This is a genomic window from Neptuniibacter sp. QD57_21 (assembly GCF_047778075.1).
GTDB lineage: Bacteria > Pseudomonadota > Gammaproteobacteria > Pseudomonadales > Balneatricaceae > Neptuniibacter.
This window is the reverse complement of sequence record NZ_CP180549.1, coordinates 1,005,855-1,024,446: the sequence shown is the minus strand read 5'-3', so window position 1 is coordinate 1,024,446 and position 18,592 is coordinate 1,005,855. Positions and strand designations below refer to the sequence as shown.

Below are 18,592 nucleotides of genomic sequence, written 5' to 3'. Positions count from 1 at the left end.
ATCCTTTTCGGCTAGGTGGATCTATTAACAATGAGCTTTACGAGTCTTTGAGAAGTTTACGAAGTTCAGCTTTTCGTTCAGGCGAGAGATCACGACAATCAATATCTTCTAAAGCCCCAACCAGCGCCCACAACAGATTGATACTGACCTCACCGCCACGCATAGACTTAATCATCTTATAAGTGACTATTGGGCCAACTTGTTCTAGATCAGCTAAGGAGTAGATTTCGATCTCAGACAGCCAGCGTCGACTGACCGGCCCGATATTTCGCATCAGGCCAATCGACCTATACGTTATAAGTTAAAGGGGGCTCTTTGACACCATCCACAAACGCATGAAACTGGTTACCGCCTTTAGCTTCAGCTTCTTGCAGTTGTTGCTTCGACAATTCAAGAAGATATTCAGGGGTAAGCAAACGTGAAGGCTGCATCGTTGCCACACCGATACTTAGAGTAACGACTTTCTCAATCGACGATGCTTGATGAGGGATGCCGTGATCATAAATTGTGTTACAGCAACGTTCTGCTAATTGAATCACCATCTCATTAGTGGAAGGTAGGATGAAAGCAAACAGATGATTATCAATACGCGCGATCATATCGCCTGGACGACCCACAGAGTTTTTGAGCACACTAGACACTTCTTGAAGCATACCTTCTGCAGCCTCAACGCCATATTCATCACTGAATTCTTTAAAACTATCTATCTTCAACAACATCATGGTGAGTGGTGAAAACTCACGTACCGCACGGCGACATTCAACATCCAAGGCTTCATCAAAGTGTAATTTATTAACCAATCCTGTTAATGGGTCAGCCCAGCTTGTTTCCGCGATCTGTTCAGTCAAATTCGCTTGTTCAGTACGCAACGTTTTAACATGACGCCCCACGCGCTTCAGATAAGAAGCCACCAAGAATGAAAGCAGTAGGCCAGTCATCAAAAATAATGCAGGAGTGAAACTCATACCTGCAGCAATACGTTCTTCAGTAGCAGTGATATCTAGCGTCCATTGCTTATCCAATAGCTGAACAGAACTGGAAAGCATCGCATCCAAGGCAAGTGAAGAGTTATCGTGCGCAAGAATTACCTTCTTGTTTGCATCTAGCAGGGTGAATTGAACTTGACCTAAGGCATTTTGAAGTTGGCTTTGCTCCAGCACAGAGCTAAGTGAAATAACGCCTGCTAGCTGGGCGTTGCCAGCTTGAGCAGAAACCAATACGTAGGTTTCTTGATCTAAAGTCAGTGTCTTAACCTGCTCTGAGGAAAGACTACTTAACGCCCCAACAACTTCAGAAAGGTTAAAAATAGAATCAGTAGTAGGGCCAGCTATACGAACCGAGCTATAGTCACTTTCAATAGCTATCCCTTTCAAAGAAGTATGACGACTAAACAAGCTATTAATCGTTTGTTCAAGTCGCTCTTGATCAACCGTTGGATCTAACTGATAAACGGCCTGTAAGGTTTCTAAGGAGTAGGAATTTTGAGTTAATGACTGCTGGAATGATGCTGCTCCCTGTGTCATTTCAACCTGAAACTGTTGGATCGCTGCATCACGCTCCTGCTTAAACATAAATAGAAAAATAAGCAATGAAAACAGTGCACCGCAGATGGCAAAAACAATCGAAAGATCGATCTTTTTTCTATTCGTTTTCTGAGGGCTTGCAGCGTCTGAAGCAGACATTAAAAAACTCCGAATAATCAACCAGTAACAATCAGTAAAACCTTTTTTACTAACTCTTGCAACGATAGTGCAGACTCGGGCTTTTTTCCAGCTTTTCCGCGGCTTGCAGCAGCATATCTCAACACGAGTCTGATATAGTGCTCATTCTTGAATCATAACAAAGGCTCTATTGTGTCTCGCATTGCTATTTTTGTAGACGTCCAGAACATCTATTACACCACCCGTCAGGCGTTCGGATGCCCGTTTAACTACCGTAAATTCTGGCAAGAGATCAGCAAACAGGGAGAGATTGTTCACGCTTACGCTTATGCGATTGAACGTAAAGATGACGGCCAGAAGAAGTTTCAGGATGCACTGCGCCACATTGGCTTTGATGTAAAACTCAAACCTTACATCCAACGTAAAGACGGCTCTGCCAAAGGCGATTGGGATGTAGGCATTACTATTGATGTTATGGATACCGCACCGAATGTGGATAAAGTGATTTTGCTTTCAGGCGATGGCGACTTTGATCTGCTGTTAGCGCACATCAAAAAACGTTACGGTGTCACCACCGAAGTTTATGGCGTAGAAGCGCTCACCGCTAAATCCTTGATCAACTCAGCGGATCAATATCACTCGATCTTGCCGAACCTATTGGTTTGCTAAAAGGCATTCAATCGAGCCCTCTTGACCACAACCTAAAGTGGCTGACATACTCAGCCACTATGAAAACCACACCTAGCACACAGACTCTTACGACAAATACGTTGCGACGCCGCGTATCGGTTGCCTGTGCCTCTTTGGGTGTTGGATCTCGACGACGCAAATAACTAATAAGCGTTCCAAATTCCCAAAAAGCCGCAGGTAACCCCTGCGGCTTTTTTTTTGCTCTAAATTCTCTCAAGGATATAAAAATGACCTACTTAACTGGGGTAGCTCCCACACAATTAAGCGTTCAGGACGTGTCCATTAACAACTCACTGACCGATAAAGGCTTTGTAATGCCGATCGCACCAAGGCCAGAACTCTGCTTTACCCAAGGTAAAGGGCACTACCTGTTTGATCAGAACGGCAAACAATATCTGGATATGGTGCAAGGCTGGGCGGTGAATACCCTCGGTCACAGCCCAGATCTAATCCAGCAAGCACTAATAGAACAATCACAACAACTGATAAACCCTGGCCCTGGCTTTTTTAATCAACCGATGATTGAGCTGGCCAAGACCCTTTGTGCTAACTCAAGTTTCGATCAGGTCTTCTTTGCCAATAGCGGTGCAGAAGCCAATGAAGGTGCAATAAAACTGGCAAGAAAGTGGGGCCAGAATCACAAACAAGGTGCTTTTAAGATCATTACCTTTGAACAGAGTTTTCATGGCAGAACCTTAGCGACCATGTCCGCCACCGGTAAAGCGACCTTTGCACCATTGTTCGAACCGAAAGTGAGCGGCTTTACTAAAGCGCCCTACAACGACTTAGCCTCAGCTGAAGCTGCTATTGATCAACATACTGTCGCGATCATGCTAGAGCTTGTTCAAGGCGAAGCAGGTGTTATCCCTGCTGATAGCGAGTTTGTCAAAGGCTTAGAAGTCCTGTGTAAAAAGCACAACTTGCTACTGATCATCGATGAAGTGCAAACCGGCATCGGCAGAACCGGTAACCTCTTCGCCTACCAAGATTTAAATATCCAACCGGACATCATGACCTTAGGTAAAGGCTTAGGCGGTGGCGTCCCGATTTCAGCGTTGCTCACCAAAGCCGAGCACAGTTGTTTTGAATACGGCGATCAGGGCGGTACTTATAACGGCAACCCGCTAATGTGCACCGTCTCGCAAGCGGTTGTGAATAAAGTACTGGAACAAGGCTTTCTCGCTAATGTTGAGCAGATGGGCCAGTTACTCAGCCAAAAACTCTCTGAGCTTTCTCAGCAATACTCACTAGGCTCGGTGAGAGGCAAAGGCCTACTGATCGCTCTAGATACCGCTGAGCTATCGGCACCTCAGCTTGTGGATAAGGCAAGAGAGCTTGGCCTACTGCTAAACGCCCCAAATGAACGCACCCTGAGGTTTATGCCTGCGCTGAATCTATCTGAAAAGGAGATTGATCAGTGCTGCACTATTTTGGCTAACGCAATAGAGTCTCTCTAAATGCTTATGTTGCAGGGCAAGATGTGAATAACGCTTGCCTTGTATATAATCCCAGCACTTTAAATTGGATCACCGTAAGGACAACGGATGTTACTCAAACGCTTAGAAGGCGGCGAACTACGTTTTGGCGAAGGCCGTATCAGTGGCTATATCGCCGTTACGCTTGCCCTACTCTCACTACTCGGCGTCTGTGCCTTTCACTTCCCTGAGTATCTAACAACCCCTGAGCTGCGCGCCGCTTATGACGCCAACGTTCTGCGCACGGTGATGTTCGTATCGCTGATAATCTCGGGTAGCTTAGGCCTGCTTAACTTTGTGCGAAATACCAATAAACGCGCAGGACTGCTGGCTTGGGTCTTGATTGTGATTGCGATCGCGCTGGGCGGTCATCGAGTAGAAGTGGGTGATATCCCAACCGATACACCTTATATAGGCTTGGACTGGTTTATTCTCGATCTGCTCGGCTCCACCCTGATCTTTATCTTTATCGAGAAGATCATCCCCCATCGTAAACAAGCAATTCTACGCCCCGAATGGCAAACCGATCTGCACCACTTTTTTGTAAACCATCTCATCGTTGGTTTTGTACTACTGGTCGCGAACCAGTTTGTATCCGGTGCATTTGGCTGGGCAGTAGAACGCGGATCACAAGAACTGATTCAAGGCATTAACTGGTATGTGCAACTGTTCTTAGTGTTGCTAGTCGCTGATCTGGTTCAATACGCTCTACATCGTGTATACCACGAAGTACCTTTCTTCTGGCGCTTCCACGCAATCCACCACAGTGCCAAAACCATGGATTGGCTGGCAGGCTCGCGCCAACATATAGGTGAACTGATTGCGACCCGCTGCTTTGTCTTAGCACCGATATTTGTGCTGGGTTTTGATAAAAGCGTATTGGATGCCTACATCATTATTGTTGGCTTCCAAGCAGTACTCAATCACACCAATGCCCAAATCAACTTTGGCTGGCTGAAGTACATTATCGTGACGCCACAGTTCCACCACTGGCACCACTCATCGGATAAAGCGGCGATTGATCGAAACTACGCAGCACACTTTGCCTTTATCGATTATATCTTCGGGACAGCGGTAAAAGGCCAAAAAGAGTGGCCGCAGGATTACGGCGTGGTTGGCGACTATGTGCCTGAGGGTTGGCTAAAACAGCAGGTTTTCCCGCTTCGCTCTAAAAAATAGTCTAGTAAGAAATGATAGATATTTTACAGCTACAGATCAGATCTGTAGCTGCACATTCTCTTCGATTTTAAGCCGCACTTACGGCGTTCTGATCAGCAATTCGGCTAAAGGCGATTAGCGCTGCTTGCAGCGCTGCAGCAGATGTATCTTCCTTAGTTGCGACACCTTGCGCACTGACACCGTTCACTGTCATAGCAATTGCTGCTTGCGCTTGCGCTGCTGTGCCGGTCGCGATGGCATGTTCATCAAACTGAGTGATCTCTATGGAGCATGCATATTGTTTCTCAAGCGCATCGCTTAGCGCTTCTAGAGCTCCGGTACCTTGGCCGTTAAATACAGTGTTACCAACGCTAAATTTAGCTTCAACTTGTTGGTTGTCAGTGTGCAGATCGTAACGATCAAGCTGCCATTGCTCCGGTACAGCAACAAAGTGCTGTTGATAAAGTTGGTGGATCACCTCAGGAGAGATCTCAATCCCCTTTTGCTCAGCAGCAGACTGCACCACTTTACTTAGCGGGATATGCATCCATTTTGGTAGCTGGATACCGTAATCGCGCTCCAATACCAAGGCTACACCGCCCTTACCGCTTTGGCTGTTAATACGCACAACCGCTTCATATTCACGGTTAATATCGCGTGGATCGATTGGTAAGTAAGCCACATCCCAATGCAGTTGATTATGCTCTTGGTGATAGTTAACCGATTTACGAATCGCATCCTGATGGCTGCCAGAGAAGGCTGTATACACCAACTCACCTGCCCAAGGGTGACGGGCAGAAACAGGTAGTTCGTTACAGTACTCAACCACCTCGATAATCTCTTTGATATCAGAGAAGTCTAACTCTGGATCTACACCCTGTGAGTAAAGATTCATACCCATAGTGATGATATCCATATTACCGGTGCGCTCACCGTTACCCATCAAGGTACCTTCAACACGATCGGCACCGGCCATAACGCCCAACTCTGCTGCCGCAACACCGCAACCACGGTCGTTATGGGTATGTAAGCTGATACGTACTTGATCTCGCTGTTTTAGGTGACGGCAGAAATACTCAACCTGATCGGCAAAAACATTGGGTGTGGACATTTCAACAGTCGCCGGTAGATTGATTACAACCGCCTGCCCTGTTTCTGGTTTCCACTCAGCGATGACGGCATCACAAACTTCAACCGCGTAATCCATCTCTGTACCGGTAAAACTTTCTGGTGAGTACTGGAACTCCCACTCGGTCGCAGGGTATTTAGCCGCATAATCTCGCACCCACTGCGCACCTTGTACCGCGATGCCTTTGATCTCGTCTTTGCTCATGTTGAACACTTGCTGGCGCTGTACAACCGAAGTGGAGTTATACACATGAACATTGGCGCGGCGCACGCCTTCAAGGGATTCAAAGGTACGCTCAATCAAACCTTCTCGTGCTTGGGTTAGCACCTGAATCGTGACGTCTTCTGGGATTCGGTTTTCTTCAATTAGCTTACGCACAAAATCAAAGTCAGGCTGAGATGCAGAGGGAAAGCCGACTTCAATCTCTTTAAACCCCATTTTTACCAACAGGGTAAACATGCGGGTCTTCTGCTCTACATTCATTGGGTTGATCAGCGCTTGGTTACCATCGCGCAGATCTACGCTACACCAATCCGGTGCTTTATTGATCTCTTGATCTGGCCAGGTGCGATCAGCCAAACGGACAGTTTCAAAACGACGATATTTACGATGATCAAACATAGTGCGAACCCATTATTTTTATTCGAGCAGAAAGCCTAAACGGCAAAACCCGCTGTCAGGCGCCTTTGGGGAAGCAATGACAGCGGGAAGTTTTTCAGTAGACACTTGTGGCATCAGTTTTTGAGTTAAAGATTCGATAAACCCTCTTAGGCTGGCAGCGCTCACTCATGATGATTACCCCCTCACATACTGATTGATATGTGATTTGTTACCCCTCAACCGATGAAGAGAAGTTTATAGAGGTACATGCGCAATTACCGATCTAAAAACAACTTTAATTCGCCATTTGCGCAACAAAACAAAAGAAAATAAACTTAATGCACACAATTAATTGCGCACTAAACAAAAACCATGAAATCTACTGTCAATTTGGACCGCTTCGACTTAAAAATATTGCGAGAATTACAGGAAAACGGCGACCTTTCTAATCAGGAGCTAGCCGAGCGTGTTGGCCTAACTGCAGCCCCCTGCTCTCGCCGGGTAAAACAGTTGGAAGAATCCGGCGTTATTCGCGATCGCGTAGTCCGTCTAAATGAACGCGCAATCGATCTCAACCTTATCGCCATCCTGCATATCAGCATGGACAAACATATCCCCGAACGGTTTGAAGAGTTTGAACGCACCATTCAATCCCTGCCGGAAGTAATGGAGTGCTACCTAATCACCGGCCACGATGCCGATTACCAGTTAAAAGTCGCGGTGGCAGATATGGACTGTTACCACGATATCTTGCTCGGCAAGATCACGCGGATTAAAGGCGTAACCGGGGTTAAGTCGGCGTTTATTATGCGTAAAGTTGTGGATAGTACGGCAATGCCTTTGGGGTACGTTGGGGGATAGGACGGCTTCGCCCTAGAGTTTTTAGGACGCTGCGCTAGAGGACGCCACGGAGTGGCTAGAGGGAAGACCCAAGCGGCTAGATGTTAGTTGCTAGTGGTTAGAAGGTGTTCACTGAAACGGGGTCACTCCAGTTTAGACTCGTTGTTTCATCTAGAAAGTTCTGTTCCATAGACTCACCTCTGCCCCCTTTGCTACTATCTTCGCCCCCATCTATGGATAGAGGTAATGGAATGCCAACCATCAAGCGGGTATGGGAGCTAACAAAGGAAGAGCTTCCCTATGTCATGGATCCAAGAAGATTCCTATCAGAACTAAGTAGCCGCCCTGCTGTTAGGTCAGCTAATGGCTACACGCTTTATCATGATATTCAGTACGGAAACATCACGCGTTCAAATATTGTAAACGGCGAATATGTCGCGCTGGACTTTAGGCCGCAATATTATGTGGTTGATAAACAAGGTCAAATGGAACATTTCTTGCCATCTTCTCTCGAATTTCGTGTCCAAAATATATTAGGTATCAGCCGTGGCGGAGGTGGTGGGAATAGCCAAAAGGAAGAACCTGAAGAAAAACCGGATTGGTGGGATGAGGTTAAAGGGGCTGCTAAACAAGTCGTCAATGATGTTGTACGTGCTCAGGCATCCAGTACAGCCGAGTGGATGCAAAAAGAAGGTATAGCTGAGTTTAAGGATAAACAGGGTAAAACCTTAACCCCAGAAGAAGTGACTAAGGCGTACCGCGATACAGGCAAAGAAGCCTTTAAAATACTGGATAATGAGCAGCAGGGGGCCGTTGCCGTTGCTGCATTACCTGCATACCCAGCAGTATTACTGGCACTCGATACGGCTTTAAGCCGTGGCAAAGATCTTATTCGCAACCCTAAAGAATTTTCCAGCGACTTGCAAAACGCTCTCAAAGAGGCTCGCTCTGAGGCAGAAGCCTTAGGAAATTTGGGGATGGAGCAAGCTAAAAAACGACTAGGGCATAATGATGATTCTCGTTATACCAATCGTTATCACGGTCCCGACGGTATAACTCAAGATACGAATGGCAAACTCTCGGAATGGGAAGCTAAAGGAAATCAGACAAGCAGCCGCTCGGTTGCAGAAGATGTTCGAGGTAATAAACAAGGATCAAAAGGGAAAAACATACGAAGAGCTGAAAAAATGATACAGAAACAACCGAAAGTCGATCAGCCATCTAACCGTCAAGGCGGGCCATACAGGCAAGCTGAAATAGACCTATGGCATAACGTATCTGATAAACAAGGTAACAAACGCCACATTTCAAGCCATACCAATACCACTACGGGAGAGACGGTTGTGTTTGAGAGAGATTTGAAAGGTAATATCAGCTCGGAGCTGGATCGATTTAATATCGAGAGCTTTAAGGAAGCAAAAGAAGCAATACAGGAAGTATTTAAATGAGCGTAGTAAAAGTAGAAGATGTTCAATGGTGGATTAAGTGCCATAAAGACCGAATAGAAAGAAGTGAAAAAAACCTTATATCAGGTTTTTATGAACGAGAAGAGGTACCAATTGAGTCTCACTACAAAGGGCAAGGTTCAAGTTATGCCCTCGTAGCGCGGAGTTACGCTTATCTTGGAGAGTTAGATCAGGCCAAATCCTATTTTAAGCAGGCTGCTGAAAATACGGTTAAACCATTTTTTATGATCTATGATTCCAACGATCCGGATCACCACCGTATTAAACCTGATTACTCTGATGTATCAGAGAATGATGGTATAGATGCCATCAATTATGCTCTTTGCGCCAACGACTCCGCTTTAGCAAAACGTGCTGCTGAAATCTGGCAAAATCCAGGTGATGGCGATCTTATGCACGCACCCATAAACCGCTATATCCACGCGCTGACCTACTGCCTACTAGACCGTACCGCTGAAGCGATGCCATTGCTAAAAGAAACCCTCGATTGGTACCAAGCTCGCAAACCCAGCAAGAAGCTTACTTGGCAACTCAACTTTTATACATTGAGCTTGGCTCTGTACGGCATTGCGAAGAAAGACCAAACAATCTTTAACGAGGGTCTCGAGCTGCAACTGGAGTTCCATAAGCGTCATGCTCGTTACGGTGAAATAAACGATACCCCCGAAGCGCTTATCTCAGACCAATGTATTGCCCTTGCCAACTTAGCATTACTACATGGATTAAATGTAGAAATTAACGACCCGATGATTCCTGAAGGGTTGCTTCAGATTACTTAAATTACCTTTCGGGAGTACCGATAACGGAAATTTGGGGTACAGATATTAAAGCTTGCCGAAATGTACAGAGGATTAAAGGTGCCAAAGCCCTTTAATCCTATAAAACCTAGGCCTGCTTGAGTTCGTAATCCTGAACCAAGCTCTCGGTTGGGATATTTAAGCCTTTATGTAGCTTTCTGATCATAGGCAGGGTTAGTTTGCGTTTGTAATTCAACACTTCTGACACCCGTCCTGATCGGCCTAAGTAAGGGATGAGGTCTTTGTCTTGTAGACCATATTGTTCCATACGGAAACGGATGGCTTCGATGGGGTTTGGCGCTGAGATTGGATGATGCTTAGTTTCGTAATGTTCAACTAGCGTAGTTAATACATCAAGCTCATCACCTTCAGGGGTATTGAGTTCCGCATCCATAAGCTCGGCGATACGAGTTAGAGTAGCTTCATAATCAGCTTCAGTTTTGATTGGCTTAATATTCATTACACTGCCTCCGCATCGATCTCATCGTACTGTTTATGGGTTCCAACGAACTTTATAAACACAATTCGATATGGGTAATTAATCGATACAATTAGCCGATAATCATTGCCTTTGATATTAAAAACAACTCGGCTATTTTTCAGGATATTCGCATTTCTGAACTGTGCTTTGACTTCTTGTGGCGTGCTCCAGTCGGCTTTGAGCACTTCTTCGTGCCATGCTTCTAACTGGCCTTTCACATCCAGGTATTTTGTGTCGAATTCCCAAAACTCCCTAAGCGTTTTCTTAGAAATTATTCGCATTAAGTGAAACTCCCTTTCACACACCTCCCATTATGGGAGGAATTGACTATCCTGTCAATTTCTACACTTTTTAAACCAAACGAGTATCAGTCCCTTGATCTCGATTTATGCCGCCGTTGTTTCCTTCTCTTCCCGTTTGCTCTGCTCCAATTTCCGTAGGTAGATCTCAGCTGGAATAAAGGCGAATGGAATGACCGATGTTAGCATCAGGCCTAGCTGTTGCTTTGAGGTCCAATTTTCTTTGTGTGAGATATTCAGCACCTGAATTACGTAGATCATAAACAGGATGCCGTGGGTCATGCCGAGTGTGGATACATAATCTCGGCTGATAAACCCAAGTGTGACACTTAAGATGGCGATGTAAGAGAGGCCTTCAAGAAGGCTGACAATGCGAAGTAGTTTGATCATTAAACAAAGCTCAAAAAGTAGTAAAAATTCTTTTAAAATAGAGTGTTACTGCAGGACATTTATCTACGGCAAGCTTGGGTGATTCTTTCTGCAGGTACACGAAGCTGTTCAATCAGATACACCTTAAACGGTGCTTCGTAAGGCTGTTTATCAACCGCTTTTTGCATGCAGAGAATCCACGCTTCGCTCTCCTCTGGGCCAATAGGAAAATGACTGTGGGCATGAGGAATACGAATAGAGCCGTAATTTTCAGAAAAGAGCTTAGGACCGCCTAACCAGCCGGATAGGAAGTAAGCAAGTTTCTTTCGTGATTCAGTAAGATCGTCTGGGTGCATTTTACGAATGGTCTGCGCCTCTGGCAGTTCATCCATAAATTGGTAAAAGTCATCGACCAACTGCGTAAGGCCAGCTATCTCACCTGCCATTTTGTAGGAGTTGTCGTTTACACCGTATTCACAGCTGGGAGTATCCATCAGTAATCACTCGGGCTCTTGTTTATATTAGTGCTTTCTCAAATTGCGCAGTATTTTAGCAATTTATCCAATCCAAAACCTGTCGCTTATTTTGGAGAGTTAGTAACAAATCTCGATGTATTCCCCTTTTATTTAAAGGGTTACTAAACTTGGAATGCAATTTATCAAAGAGACATATGTAACGCTCTAATACCTTAAGGTTCAAACCTTCATCAATAGAGCTCCCTCCCTCTCTATGCTACCTTGCTCGTTCTACCAGCTTGTAGATGTTATTTTACCGATAAAATGTATCTGTGAATTCAATCCAACACTGATAACTGTGAGATTTAAATGCCCTATGTAAATGTTCAAGTCACCAAAGGTGTCACTCGAGAGCAAAAAGCAGAAATTGTTAAAGACATTACTGGCTCTCTACAAAGGGTACTCGGCAAAAAACCTGAACATACCCATATTGTGATCCAGGAAATTGAAGAAGAGGATTGGGGTTTTGCCGGTATGCTTACAGATGAATGGAAGAAGAGCCAATCATAGTTACTCATTTATCAATCGTCTTAAACCGCCCTACTACAGGCTTTCTGGGCAGATCAGGGGCTCATCACTTTATTAAATTTCAAACACCCTAAATAAAAAAGGTAAGCCCCACTTTAAATCTGATCTCTGCACAGTATTTAAAGTTAGACTTACCAAGTTCGCTGGAAGAATTGTGTTCTGTAGTATTAACCGGTCTCTTTTAAAGAATCACCTTTCATCGCTTCAACAGTAAAGGCCATACCCGTGCCTAATCCAACATCCGCACGTAACCCCAGCCTTGCTGATGCACGGCTTGGATCGCCTAATGAAGTTGCGATATCGCCGGTTCTAGCGGGTTTATGATCGATGTTCACTTCAACTCCAGCCACCATCGATAGGGTTCGTGCCAACTGCAAAATTGAGGTGGATTGTCCGGTGCAAACATTAAACACCGATGCTTCGCCTTTAGTGTTTTCCATGGCTGCGATCAGATGTTTCACCACGTCGGCTACGTAGATAAAGTCGCGGGTTTGTTTACCATCACCGAAGATCGTAATGGGGAGATTATTAAGAATTCGGTCGATGAAGATGGAAATAACCCCAGAGTAAGGTGAAGAGGGGTTTTGACGGGGGCCATAAACATTGAAAAAACGCATCCCCACAGTGGATACCTTGTGATTTAACCAAGCGACTCGGGCATGGTGCTCACTGCCTAATTTATCAGCACCGTAAGCACTGATAGGTCGAGGGGCTGATGTTTCATCTAAAGGAATAGTAGCGTTATCACCATATATAGCAGCTGATGAAGCATAAACTACAGGGATAGAATCTTGGCTGCCGCAATATCGCGCTGCTTCAAAGACGTTCACACTGCCCTGCTGATTAACCTTATGTGTGCCCACCCAGTCAGAATTGGATTGTTCTACCGAGGCAATGGCCGCTAAGTGAAAGCAGCCATCCATCTCTGACATTGCACCTTTAACAATGGCTAAGTCGGCGACATCACCCAATACAAGCTCTACCTGATCGGGTAAATAGTCCACTACACCTGTTGATAAATTATCCAATACTCTGACTTGATGACCTTGTGCTAGTAAGGCATCTACTAAATGTGAACCAATAAACCCACAGCCTCCAGTGACCAGATATTTCATAGTATTTCTCCTTACTATTGAAACCAATTTGCTTGATGTATTGGTTACAGCAAGAAGCCAGCCAAAATATTTATCCTTAAATTTCAACAAGTTAAAAAACAACCAAAAAACACAGCCTCATTTTGTTTCTCAAAATGCGAAACATTTCTGCAAATTGCGTTAATTAGCCTGATTTTAAAGCCCCTCAACCCTGCTCAGAGCTACTGACGCAGCTAAGCAGCTGTTTTTGCTAAAGAAGCTGATGAATGGCCTAGGCCTTGCTGATATCTGGATAAACAATCTCAGCGATACAGGAGGAAGGGATTATGTCTATTCATGACTGGCTTATTTATCAACTGGTTGATAGTCGCCACCAAGGCGGAATCGAGAGCCATATTCTTAACCTCACTCGTTGGTTAAATCAGAACGGCTACCGTAGCGAAGTTATCTTTATGCGAGACTTTGGCGCGCATCCTCTTAAAGATAAGCTAACGAAGGAAGGGCTACCTTATAGATGCTTAAGCAACTACCGAGAGCTGTATAAGCTACTCACCCACTCCCCCTGTATTGTGAACACCCATGGTTATAAAGCTGGGATTATTGGACGTATCTTCGGAAAATTAACCTCTACACCGGTGATCTCAACCTTTCACTCGGGTGATCTGGGGAAAGGGAAATTAAGGTTTTATAGCTGGCTAGATTACAGCACATCGATTTTAGCTGACCGAGTGCTCAGCGTAAGTGATGAAATCTCTTCTCGGCTGCCTATTACCTCTCACCAAATCGCTAACTTTGTTGCCCCTGCCAAACTGCAAACAGAACGCGGTAAGGCTGTCGCTTTTGTCGGCCGACTCTCCAACGAAAAAGGGCCAAAAGCTTTTGCTCGAATTACAAAACAATTACCTAAGGAAATCCCCTGCCATGTTTATGGCGATGGACCACTCAGAGCTGATTTAGAACGCGAGTACCCCCATCTCGACTTCTTTGGTCAAGTAGAGATGGATCAATACTGGGACAATGTAGGCTTGCTCTGTATTTCGAGTAAAAGCGAGGGCCTGCCTTTAGTAGCACTGGAGGCGATGAGCCGAGGCATACCTGTTGCCAGTTATCGGTTAGGTGCTATTCCAGAACTTATCGAAGACCATAAATCTGGCTGGTTAGTGAATACTGGTGATGAAAAGACGCTAGGTAGTGTAATTGCCAACTGGTGGACTCAGTCGGGTACAGACAAGGCCGCAATGTCGATCGCAGCTCACCATAGAATCTGCAAATACTACAGCGATAGTTTTGTCATTCCTTCGATTCTAGAGATCTACGCACAAGCAGCACATCACAAAGGCTTCATAAACCTGAAATTTGACAGGAGAACATTATGAAGAGCTTAGCTGCAACAACTTCTACAAAAACACTGTTCTTTCCGTTACTAACCTACTTAGCGGTGATCAATGCCCTGTTGCCTGAAGTAATTAGGACTCTCTTAAGTGAGCCGTTCAATGCCGCAGTATTTAACGGCTTAGGCCATAGCTTTGTTATTTGGGTCGTACTTTTTATCAGCATGAGGCTGACCTTAGAAGTGCAGTTTAGCAAGGTAAAAACGACGCCGGTTTATATCTATGCTGGCATTTTGTTATGCGGCTTACTACTGATACCTAGCGCCTTATTGAGTTGGCTGGTTGCCGCTGCATCTGCTTGGTTATGGTTACGACACCCTATGCAGGAGAAACACAGAATTGCAGCCACGATCCTTTTTGCAATGGCAATTAGGGAGCCCTGCTGCCAACTCAGTCTGACGTTATTTGCCAATCAGATCTTAACCTTCGATGCCTGGTTTAGCAGTCTGTTCTTACCCCTATTTCAGATAGAAGCCGCTGTTGCAGGAAATACCATCGTGCAAGCCAACGGCTTTAGCTTACTGGTCCTCACAGGCTGTTCGGCATTTACCAATATGTCTCTAGCGCTGTTGCTGTGGTTGACCCTAAGTTTGTTAAAACATGGTGATCTTGAGCGAAGAGATATTAAACATGCAGTTATTTTAGCCTTAGTTGTGCTGACCATTAACGGGCTTCGCCTATCCGCTATGACGATCAATCACGCTTGGTACAGCTTTTTACATGATGGCTTTGGCGCAACCGCCATCGAAATATTCACCTTTATCGTCACATTAATCTGCGTTCGTAGGAGAGATAACTATGAAAATGGCCATTCTACTTCCACTGGTGCTCATTTTATCCACCAGCTTGTCACTCGGTTTAAAAACATTAAAAACCATTAATATCGGTACTCAGGAAGAACAAGCCGGAGCTGTTTCGCTAGATATTCCCTCGCTTCGATACTTGGGTACAATCGAAGCTGCTAACCAAGGCCCATACAAAATCAGCGGTTTTCAGGATCAACAATGTGAAGGTTCAATTGCTCTGCTTCCTCTGTTTAGGAATGCCGAAGGTAGCCATATTCTGAAACGCCTGATTAAGGCTGAAGATAATCGTTTTGGCGTTATTTTCCGGGGGAAAATCTACCCTGAATTCCCACAACTGGATTACACCATCGACCGCATCAAAACTGGCGTCTCCACGTTTATTTATTCCAGCAAATCGTCTGCAAAAGCTCAACCTGCCGTCTTGGCATTTATCGAAATTGGCAGTTGCCAGATTGCCGAAAAGGTCGCGCGCATAATCGTTTAATGCCTTTTTCATAATGCGAAATTTTCTCATTCTGAGAATTACTTTAAGAATGACTAAAAGCCACAATTTCTTTCAAAGCAAACAAAATCAATAAGTTAAAAATTCAAAACATATGGAACAACTCTTGCTGCAATTTAATTAGCTCTATCAGTAATACCTTTAATGCATGCAGGTATGGGAGGAGATATGAAACATCAAATACGAAGTATGGTGTTCACAGGAGTGATGATTTCTATCGCGCAGAATGCCCTGGCCGCTGAGGATGAAACTGATTCCTTAGTAAATATTCAACTTGAAGAAGGACTGTTAACTGAAGTTCAAACTGCACTGCCTGAGAGTACAGTTGCTAATCAAGAATTTTTGGATACATCCTATGACCCTAATTTAACTCTACAAGAAGATGCGCATATCTCTATAACCTTTCTAGATGAAGGAGCTGGATATCGAAATTCTCTAGGTTATTTTACCTTCACCGATGATGCGTTTGATGGCTTAACCTTTGGAGACATCGATTTGGATGGCTCTGGTCATATCGGTATATCTGAATTACAGAATCTATCCGGTATAGACACAGGAATGATCTTTAACAATGTTTCAGAACAAGGAGGGGGAGGTAGTTTACTTTCAGGTGATACTGTCACACTTGGAGGTGCAGAAATCACTAATATCGATGGTACAAATTTTGACATGGAAGGGGGCACTGTCTTTGAAGCAGGTACTAATGTCGGTTTCTTCCTCCTTCAAAACGCCTGGGATGGCAGCCAAGTAAAAGGCTGGGACTATACCAGCTCTGATCCTTTAGCCATGTTCACTATCGATTTCTTAAACCCTGAGAATGATAGCTTTGCAACTATCGATAATGCAGATGAATATTCTCGCCATGTTGCCATGATGAGCAGTCTATCTGCTGAAGATGATCTCATTTTAGGCTTTGAGGATCTTGTAAGACCTTATGGCGACAATGACTTTAATGATGCCGTTTTCAGTATCAGAACAGACCCGGTAACCGCTTTGTATGCAGACGTTCCGACAACTGAAACCGTTATCAGTATGCAGGCGGCACCTGCACCTTCACTGGGCAGTGGTAGTGCGGGTTTATTAACGGCTCTACTCTGTTTTTTCACACTTAGACGTAAACCATTTAAATCAGCATAAGCTGAATACCTTAAAACTACCGAATACGGCCTACGGGCCGTTTTCGCATTTTGCGAATCAAAATTGAAATCCTCTCCTTTTTAAACCGATCAACTGTTCCCCAAAAAACCAAATAGCTGCTAACCAGCTGAATTTAAATACTTTCTCAAATATGGCCTGCAATTCGCTCCAATATTGAGTATCTGAATGAAAGGAGGCTTACCATGTTAAAACGTATAGCTAATTTACCCATCGCAGTTCAGCACAGTCTGATCTACGCTTCAGCCATTGCCCTCTCTAAAGGGTTGGCTTTGATCATGGTGCCAGTCTCTACTCATTTTTTAACTCCTGAAGATTATGGTCGCCTCGATGTTCTGCAAACCTTGGCTGACCTACTAAGTATTGTAATCGGTATGGGACTAGCTGAAACCTTATTCAGGTTTGCTGGCAGTGCCGACAATGAGATCGAAAAACGTAAAGCCAGTGCCAATATTTTTGGTATGGCGATCTGCCTTGGCGGGTTAGCGCTCATTTTAGGGCAGCTATTTGCTGGCCCTATCAGTCGATTGCTTCCAGGGGATATTGCCGAACTGGATACGCGCCTCATTCTCGCTAGCTTATCCATGGTTGGTACCATTTTAATACCCCTCGCATGGCTGCGTATGTCAGGTATGGCTTGGTCGTATCTAATAGGAACGGCAGGTCGAGTAGCATTACAGGTAGCGATTGCTGTACCGCTACTGTTTATGGGTTTCGGCGTGACAGGGGTGCTTTGCGCAACGTTAGCCTCTGCCATTTTGCTGTGTAGCTGGCTGATCCGGAAACAATTGAAAGATACGGGAATTAGCTTTGAGTTTTCACGCTTTAAAACCTATTCCATTTACGGTGGGCCACTGATCTTCGTAGGTATATCTGGCTTTGTTTTAGGTAGCTTTGACCGTTGGATTTTAGCCGATGCTGTAGGTACAGCCGAAATGGCACAATATGCCCTTGCGGCTAAATTCGGCCTGATTACTGCAGTATTGATTCAACCATTTGATCTATGGTGGCATGCCCGTCGTTTTAGTTGCCTCAAAGAAACCGACGGCAAAATCAGATGTGCCAAAATCGGAAGTTTAGGCGTAATGATCGCCATTATTGCCGCACTGTTTATCGCTGCTGCAGGACCAACGATAGTCCGTTTATTAACGCCTTCAACCTATCACGATTCAATTGCTTTTATCCCTTGGCTAGCGGCTTTAGCTGCAGTGCATAACATGACCTCAACACTCGCCTTTGGCGCGATGAGCGAAAACACCACTGTTCGCCCAGCGATGATTGATGGTGCTGCAGCTTTTATCGCACTTGTCGCCTATTTAACCTTGATTCCAATTTTCCATGCTTGGGGTGCTATTGCAGCCACTTGTCTGGCCTTAGGTAGTCGCTTAATCGCAACCTATTATGTAAGCCAGCGGTCATTACAGCTGCCATACCAATTGCGCCGCCTGTTATTCACAGGAACTGTAGGAGTACTCTGTATAAGCCTGATTTCATCTGCACCATTAAGCTGGTCAGTGTTACTGCAAAACTGCGCCATCATTTTTGGCTTTATCGCTACAGCTACTGTAGTGGGGCTGATTCCTATCCCGAAAAAAGTTCTGAGTATGACGACTCAACTACTAGATAGGTCATAGCG

Annotated in this window: 20 protein-coding genes; 12 read left to right on the top strand and 8 right to left on the bottom strand. The window is 44.9% G+C overall.

Translation table 11 applies throughout. The annotated features are described in order from the left end of the window. Positions 1-37 precede the first annotated feature (37 nt). Both ACMXYS_RS04445 and ACMXYS_RS04440 read right to left on the bottom strand, forming a co-directional pair. Positions 38-274, bottom strand: coding sequence for a TfoX/Sxy family DNA transformation protein (locus ACMXYS_RS04445; RefSeq protein WP_415897710.1), 237 nt, complete (start codon positions 272-274; stop codon positions 38-40). Between the two features lie 13 nt (positions 275-287). After that, positions 288-1,682, bottom strand: coding sequence for a GGDEF domain-containing protein (locus ACMXYS_RS04440; RefSeq protein WP_415897709.1), 1,395 nt, complete (start codon positions 1,680-1,682; stop codon positions 288-290). A gap of 171 nt (positions 1,683-1,853) precedes the next feature. Between ACMXYS_RS04440 and ACMXYS_RS04435 the strand changes: the two genes are divergently transcribed. The 3 genes from ACMXYS_RS04435 to ACMXYS_RS04425 all read left to right on the top strand — a co-directional run bounded on the left by ACMXYS_RS04435 (position 1,854) and on the right by ACMXYS_RS04425 (position 5,005). Beyond that, positions 1,854-2,330 (top strand): NYN domain-containing protein, encoded by a 477-nt coding sequence (locus tag ACMXYS_RS04435; RefSeq protein ID WP_415883811.1) that lies wholly within the window; start codon positions 1,854-1,856, stop codon positions 2,328-2,330. Positions 2,331-2,578: 248 nt separating this feature from the next. Then, complete coding sequence (locus tag ACMXYS_RS04430) at positions 2,579-3,808, top strand: acetylornithine transaminase (protein ID WP_415883810.1); 1,230 nt, start codon at positions 2,579-2,581, stop codon at positions 3,806-3,808. Positions 3,809-3,895: 87 nt separating this feature from the next. After that, on the top strand, positions 3,896-5,005 hold the full coding sequence (locus tag ACMXYS_RS04425) for a sterol desaturase family protein (protein ID WP_415897708.1): 1,110 nt from the start codon (positions 3,896-3,898) through the stop codon (positions 5,003-5,005). A gap of 67 nt (positions 5,006-5,072) precedes the next feature. Here ACMXYS_RS04425 and leuA read toward each other — a convergent pair whose 3' ends face one another. Next, positions 5,073-6,734 carry a 2-isopropylmalate synthase gene (gene leuA / locus ACMXYS_RS04420; protein WP_415897707.1) on the bottom strand — a complete coding sequence of 554 codons (1,662 nt, stop codon included), beginning with the start codon at positions 6,732-6,734 and terminating at the stop codon, positions 5,073-5,075. A gap of 351 nt (positions 6,735-7,085) precedes the next feature. Between leuA and ACMXYS_RS04415 the strand changes: the two genes are divergently transcribed. The 3 genes from ACMXYS_RS04415 to ACMXYS_RS04405 all read left to right on the top strand — a co-directional run bounded on the left by ACMXYS_RS04415 (position 7,086) and on the right by ACMXYS_RS04405 (position 9,798). Further along, complete coding sequence (locus tag ACMXYS_RS04415; RefSeq protein WP_415883807.1) at positions 7,086-7,574, top strand: Lrp/AsnC family transcriptional regulator; 489 nt, start codon at positions 7,086-7,088, stop codon at positions 7,572-7,574. A 230-nt stretch (positions 7,575-7,804) separates the two neighbouring features. Next, entirely contained in the window at positions 7,805-9,001 is a 1,197-nt protein-coding gene (locus ACMXYS_RS04410) for a hypothetical protein (protein WP_415897706.1), read from the top strand. Then, the gene (locus tag ACMXYS_RS04405) at positions 8,998-9,798 is read left to right on the top strand and encodes an Imm49 family immunity protein (protein WP_415897704.1); all 801 of its coding nucleotides are present in this window, start codon (positions 8,998-9,000) and stop codon (positions 9,796-9,798) included. Before ACMXYS_RS04410 ends, ACMXYS_RS04405 begins: the two co-directional genes overlap by 4 nt. Positions 9,799-9,904: 106 nt before the next feature. Here the strand turns inward: ACMXYS_RS04405 and ACMXYS_RS04400 are convergent, their stop codons facing one another. From ACMXYS_RS04400 to ACMXYS_RS04385, 4 genes are all read right to left on the bottom strand, one after another. Continuing rightward, positions 9,905-10,276 (bottom strand): helix-turn-helix domain-containing protein, encoded by a 372-nt coding sequence (locus ACMXYS_RS04400; protein ID WP_415897703.1) that lies wholly within the window; start codon positions 10,274-10,276, stop codon positions 9,905-9,907. Beyond that, positions 10,276-10,578: a type II toxin-antitoxin system HigB family toxin gene (locus ACMXYS_RS04395; RefSeq protein ID WP_415897702.1), complete on the bottom strand. Its 303-nt coding sequence runs from the start codon at positions 10,576-10,578 to the stop codon at positions 10,276-10,278. Before ACMXYS_RS04395 ends, ACMXYS_RS04400 begins: the two co-directional genes overlap by 1 nt. A 105-nt stretch (positions 10,579-10,683) precedes the next feature. After that, positions 10,684-10,986 (bottom strand): DUF3817 domain-containing protein, encoded by a 303-nt coding sequence (locus ACMXYS_RS04390; RefSeq protein ID WP_415897701.1) that lies wholly within the window; start codon positions 10,984-10,986, stop codon positions 10,684-10,686. A 59-nt stretch (positions 10,987-11,045) separates the two neighbouring features. Then, complete coding sequence (locus ACMXYS_RS04385; protein ID WP_415897700.1) at positions 11,046-11,459, bottom strand: group II truncated hemoglobin; 414 nt, start codon at positions 11,457-11,459, stop codon at positions 11,046-11,048. 330 nt (positions 11,460-11,789) lie between these two features. On the opposite strand from ACMXYS_RS04385, the gene ACMXYS_RS04380 reads away from it, so the two are divergent. Then, complete coding sequence (locus tag ACMXYS_RS04380; RefSeq protein WP_415883793.1) at positions 11,790-11,990, top strand: tautomerase family protein; 201 nt, start codon at positions 11,790-11,792, stop codon at positions 11,988-11,990. A 185-nt stretch (positions 11,991-12,175) separates the two neighbouring features. Here ACMXYS_RS04380 and ACMXYS_RS04375 read toward each other — a convergent pair whose 3' ends face one another. Further along, positions 12,176-13,123, bottom strand: coding sequence for an NAD-dependent epimerase/dehydratase family protein (locus ACMXYS_RS04375; RefSeq protein WP_415897699.1), 948 nt, complete (start codon positions 13,121-13,123; stop codon positions 12,176-12,178). Positions 13,124-13,428: 305 nt separating this feature from the next. On the opposite strand from ACMXYS_RS04375, the gene ACMXYS_RS04370 reads away from it, so the two are divergent. The 5 genes from ACMXYS_RS04370 to ACMXYS_RS04350 all read left to right on the top strand — a co-directional run bounded on the left by ACMXYS_RS04370 (position 13,429) and on the right by ACMXYS_RS04350 (position 18,590). Further along, a complete protein-coding gene (locus ACMXYS_RS04370; protein WP_415897698.1) occupies positions 13,429-14,478 on the top strand; it encodes a glycosyltransferase family 4 protein in 1,050 nt (349 codons plus the stop codon). Further along, complete coding sequence (locus ACMXYS_RS04365) at positions 14,475-15,374, top strand: hypothetical protein (RefSeq protein WP_415897697.1); 900 nt, start codon at positions 14,475-14,477, stop codon at positions 15,372-15,374. Before ACMXYS_RS04370 ends, ACMXYS_RS04365 begins: the two co-directional genes overlap by 4 nt. Next, positions 15,292-15,783, top strand: a complete 492-nt coding sequence (locus tag ACMXYS_RS04360; RefSeq protein ID WP_415897696.1) for a hypothetical protein — start codon at positions 15,292-15,294, stop codon at positions 15,781-15,783. The genes ACMXYS_RS04365 and ACMXYS_RS04360 overlap by 83 nt, the downstream gene beginning before the upstream one ends. A 186-nt stretch (positions 15,784-15,969) precedes the next feature. Then, a complete protein-coding gene (locus ACMXYS_RS04355; RefSeq protein WP_415883788.1) occupies positions 15,970-16,938 on the top strand; it encodes a DUF4114 domain-containing protein in 969 nt (322 codons plus the stop codon). A 203-nt stretch (positions 16,939-17,141) separates the two neighbouring features. Next, positions 17,142-18,590 carry a lipopolysaccharide biosynthesis protein gene (locus ACMXYS_RS04350; RefSeq protein ID WP_415897695.1) on the top strand — a complete coding sequence of 483 codons (1,449 nt, stop codon included), beginning with the start codon at positions 17,142-17,144 and terminating at the stop codon, positions 18,588-18,590. Positions 18,591-18,592: the final 2 nt, after the last annotated feature.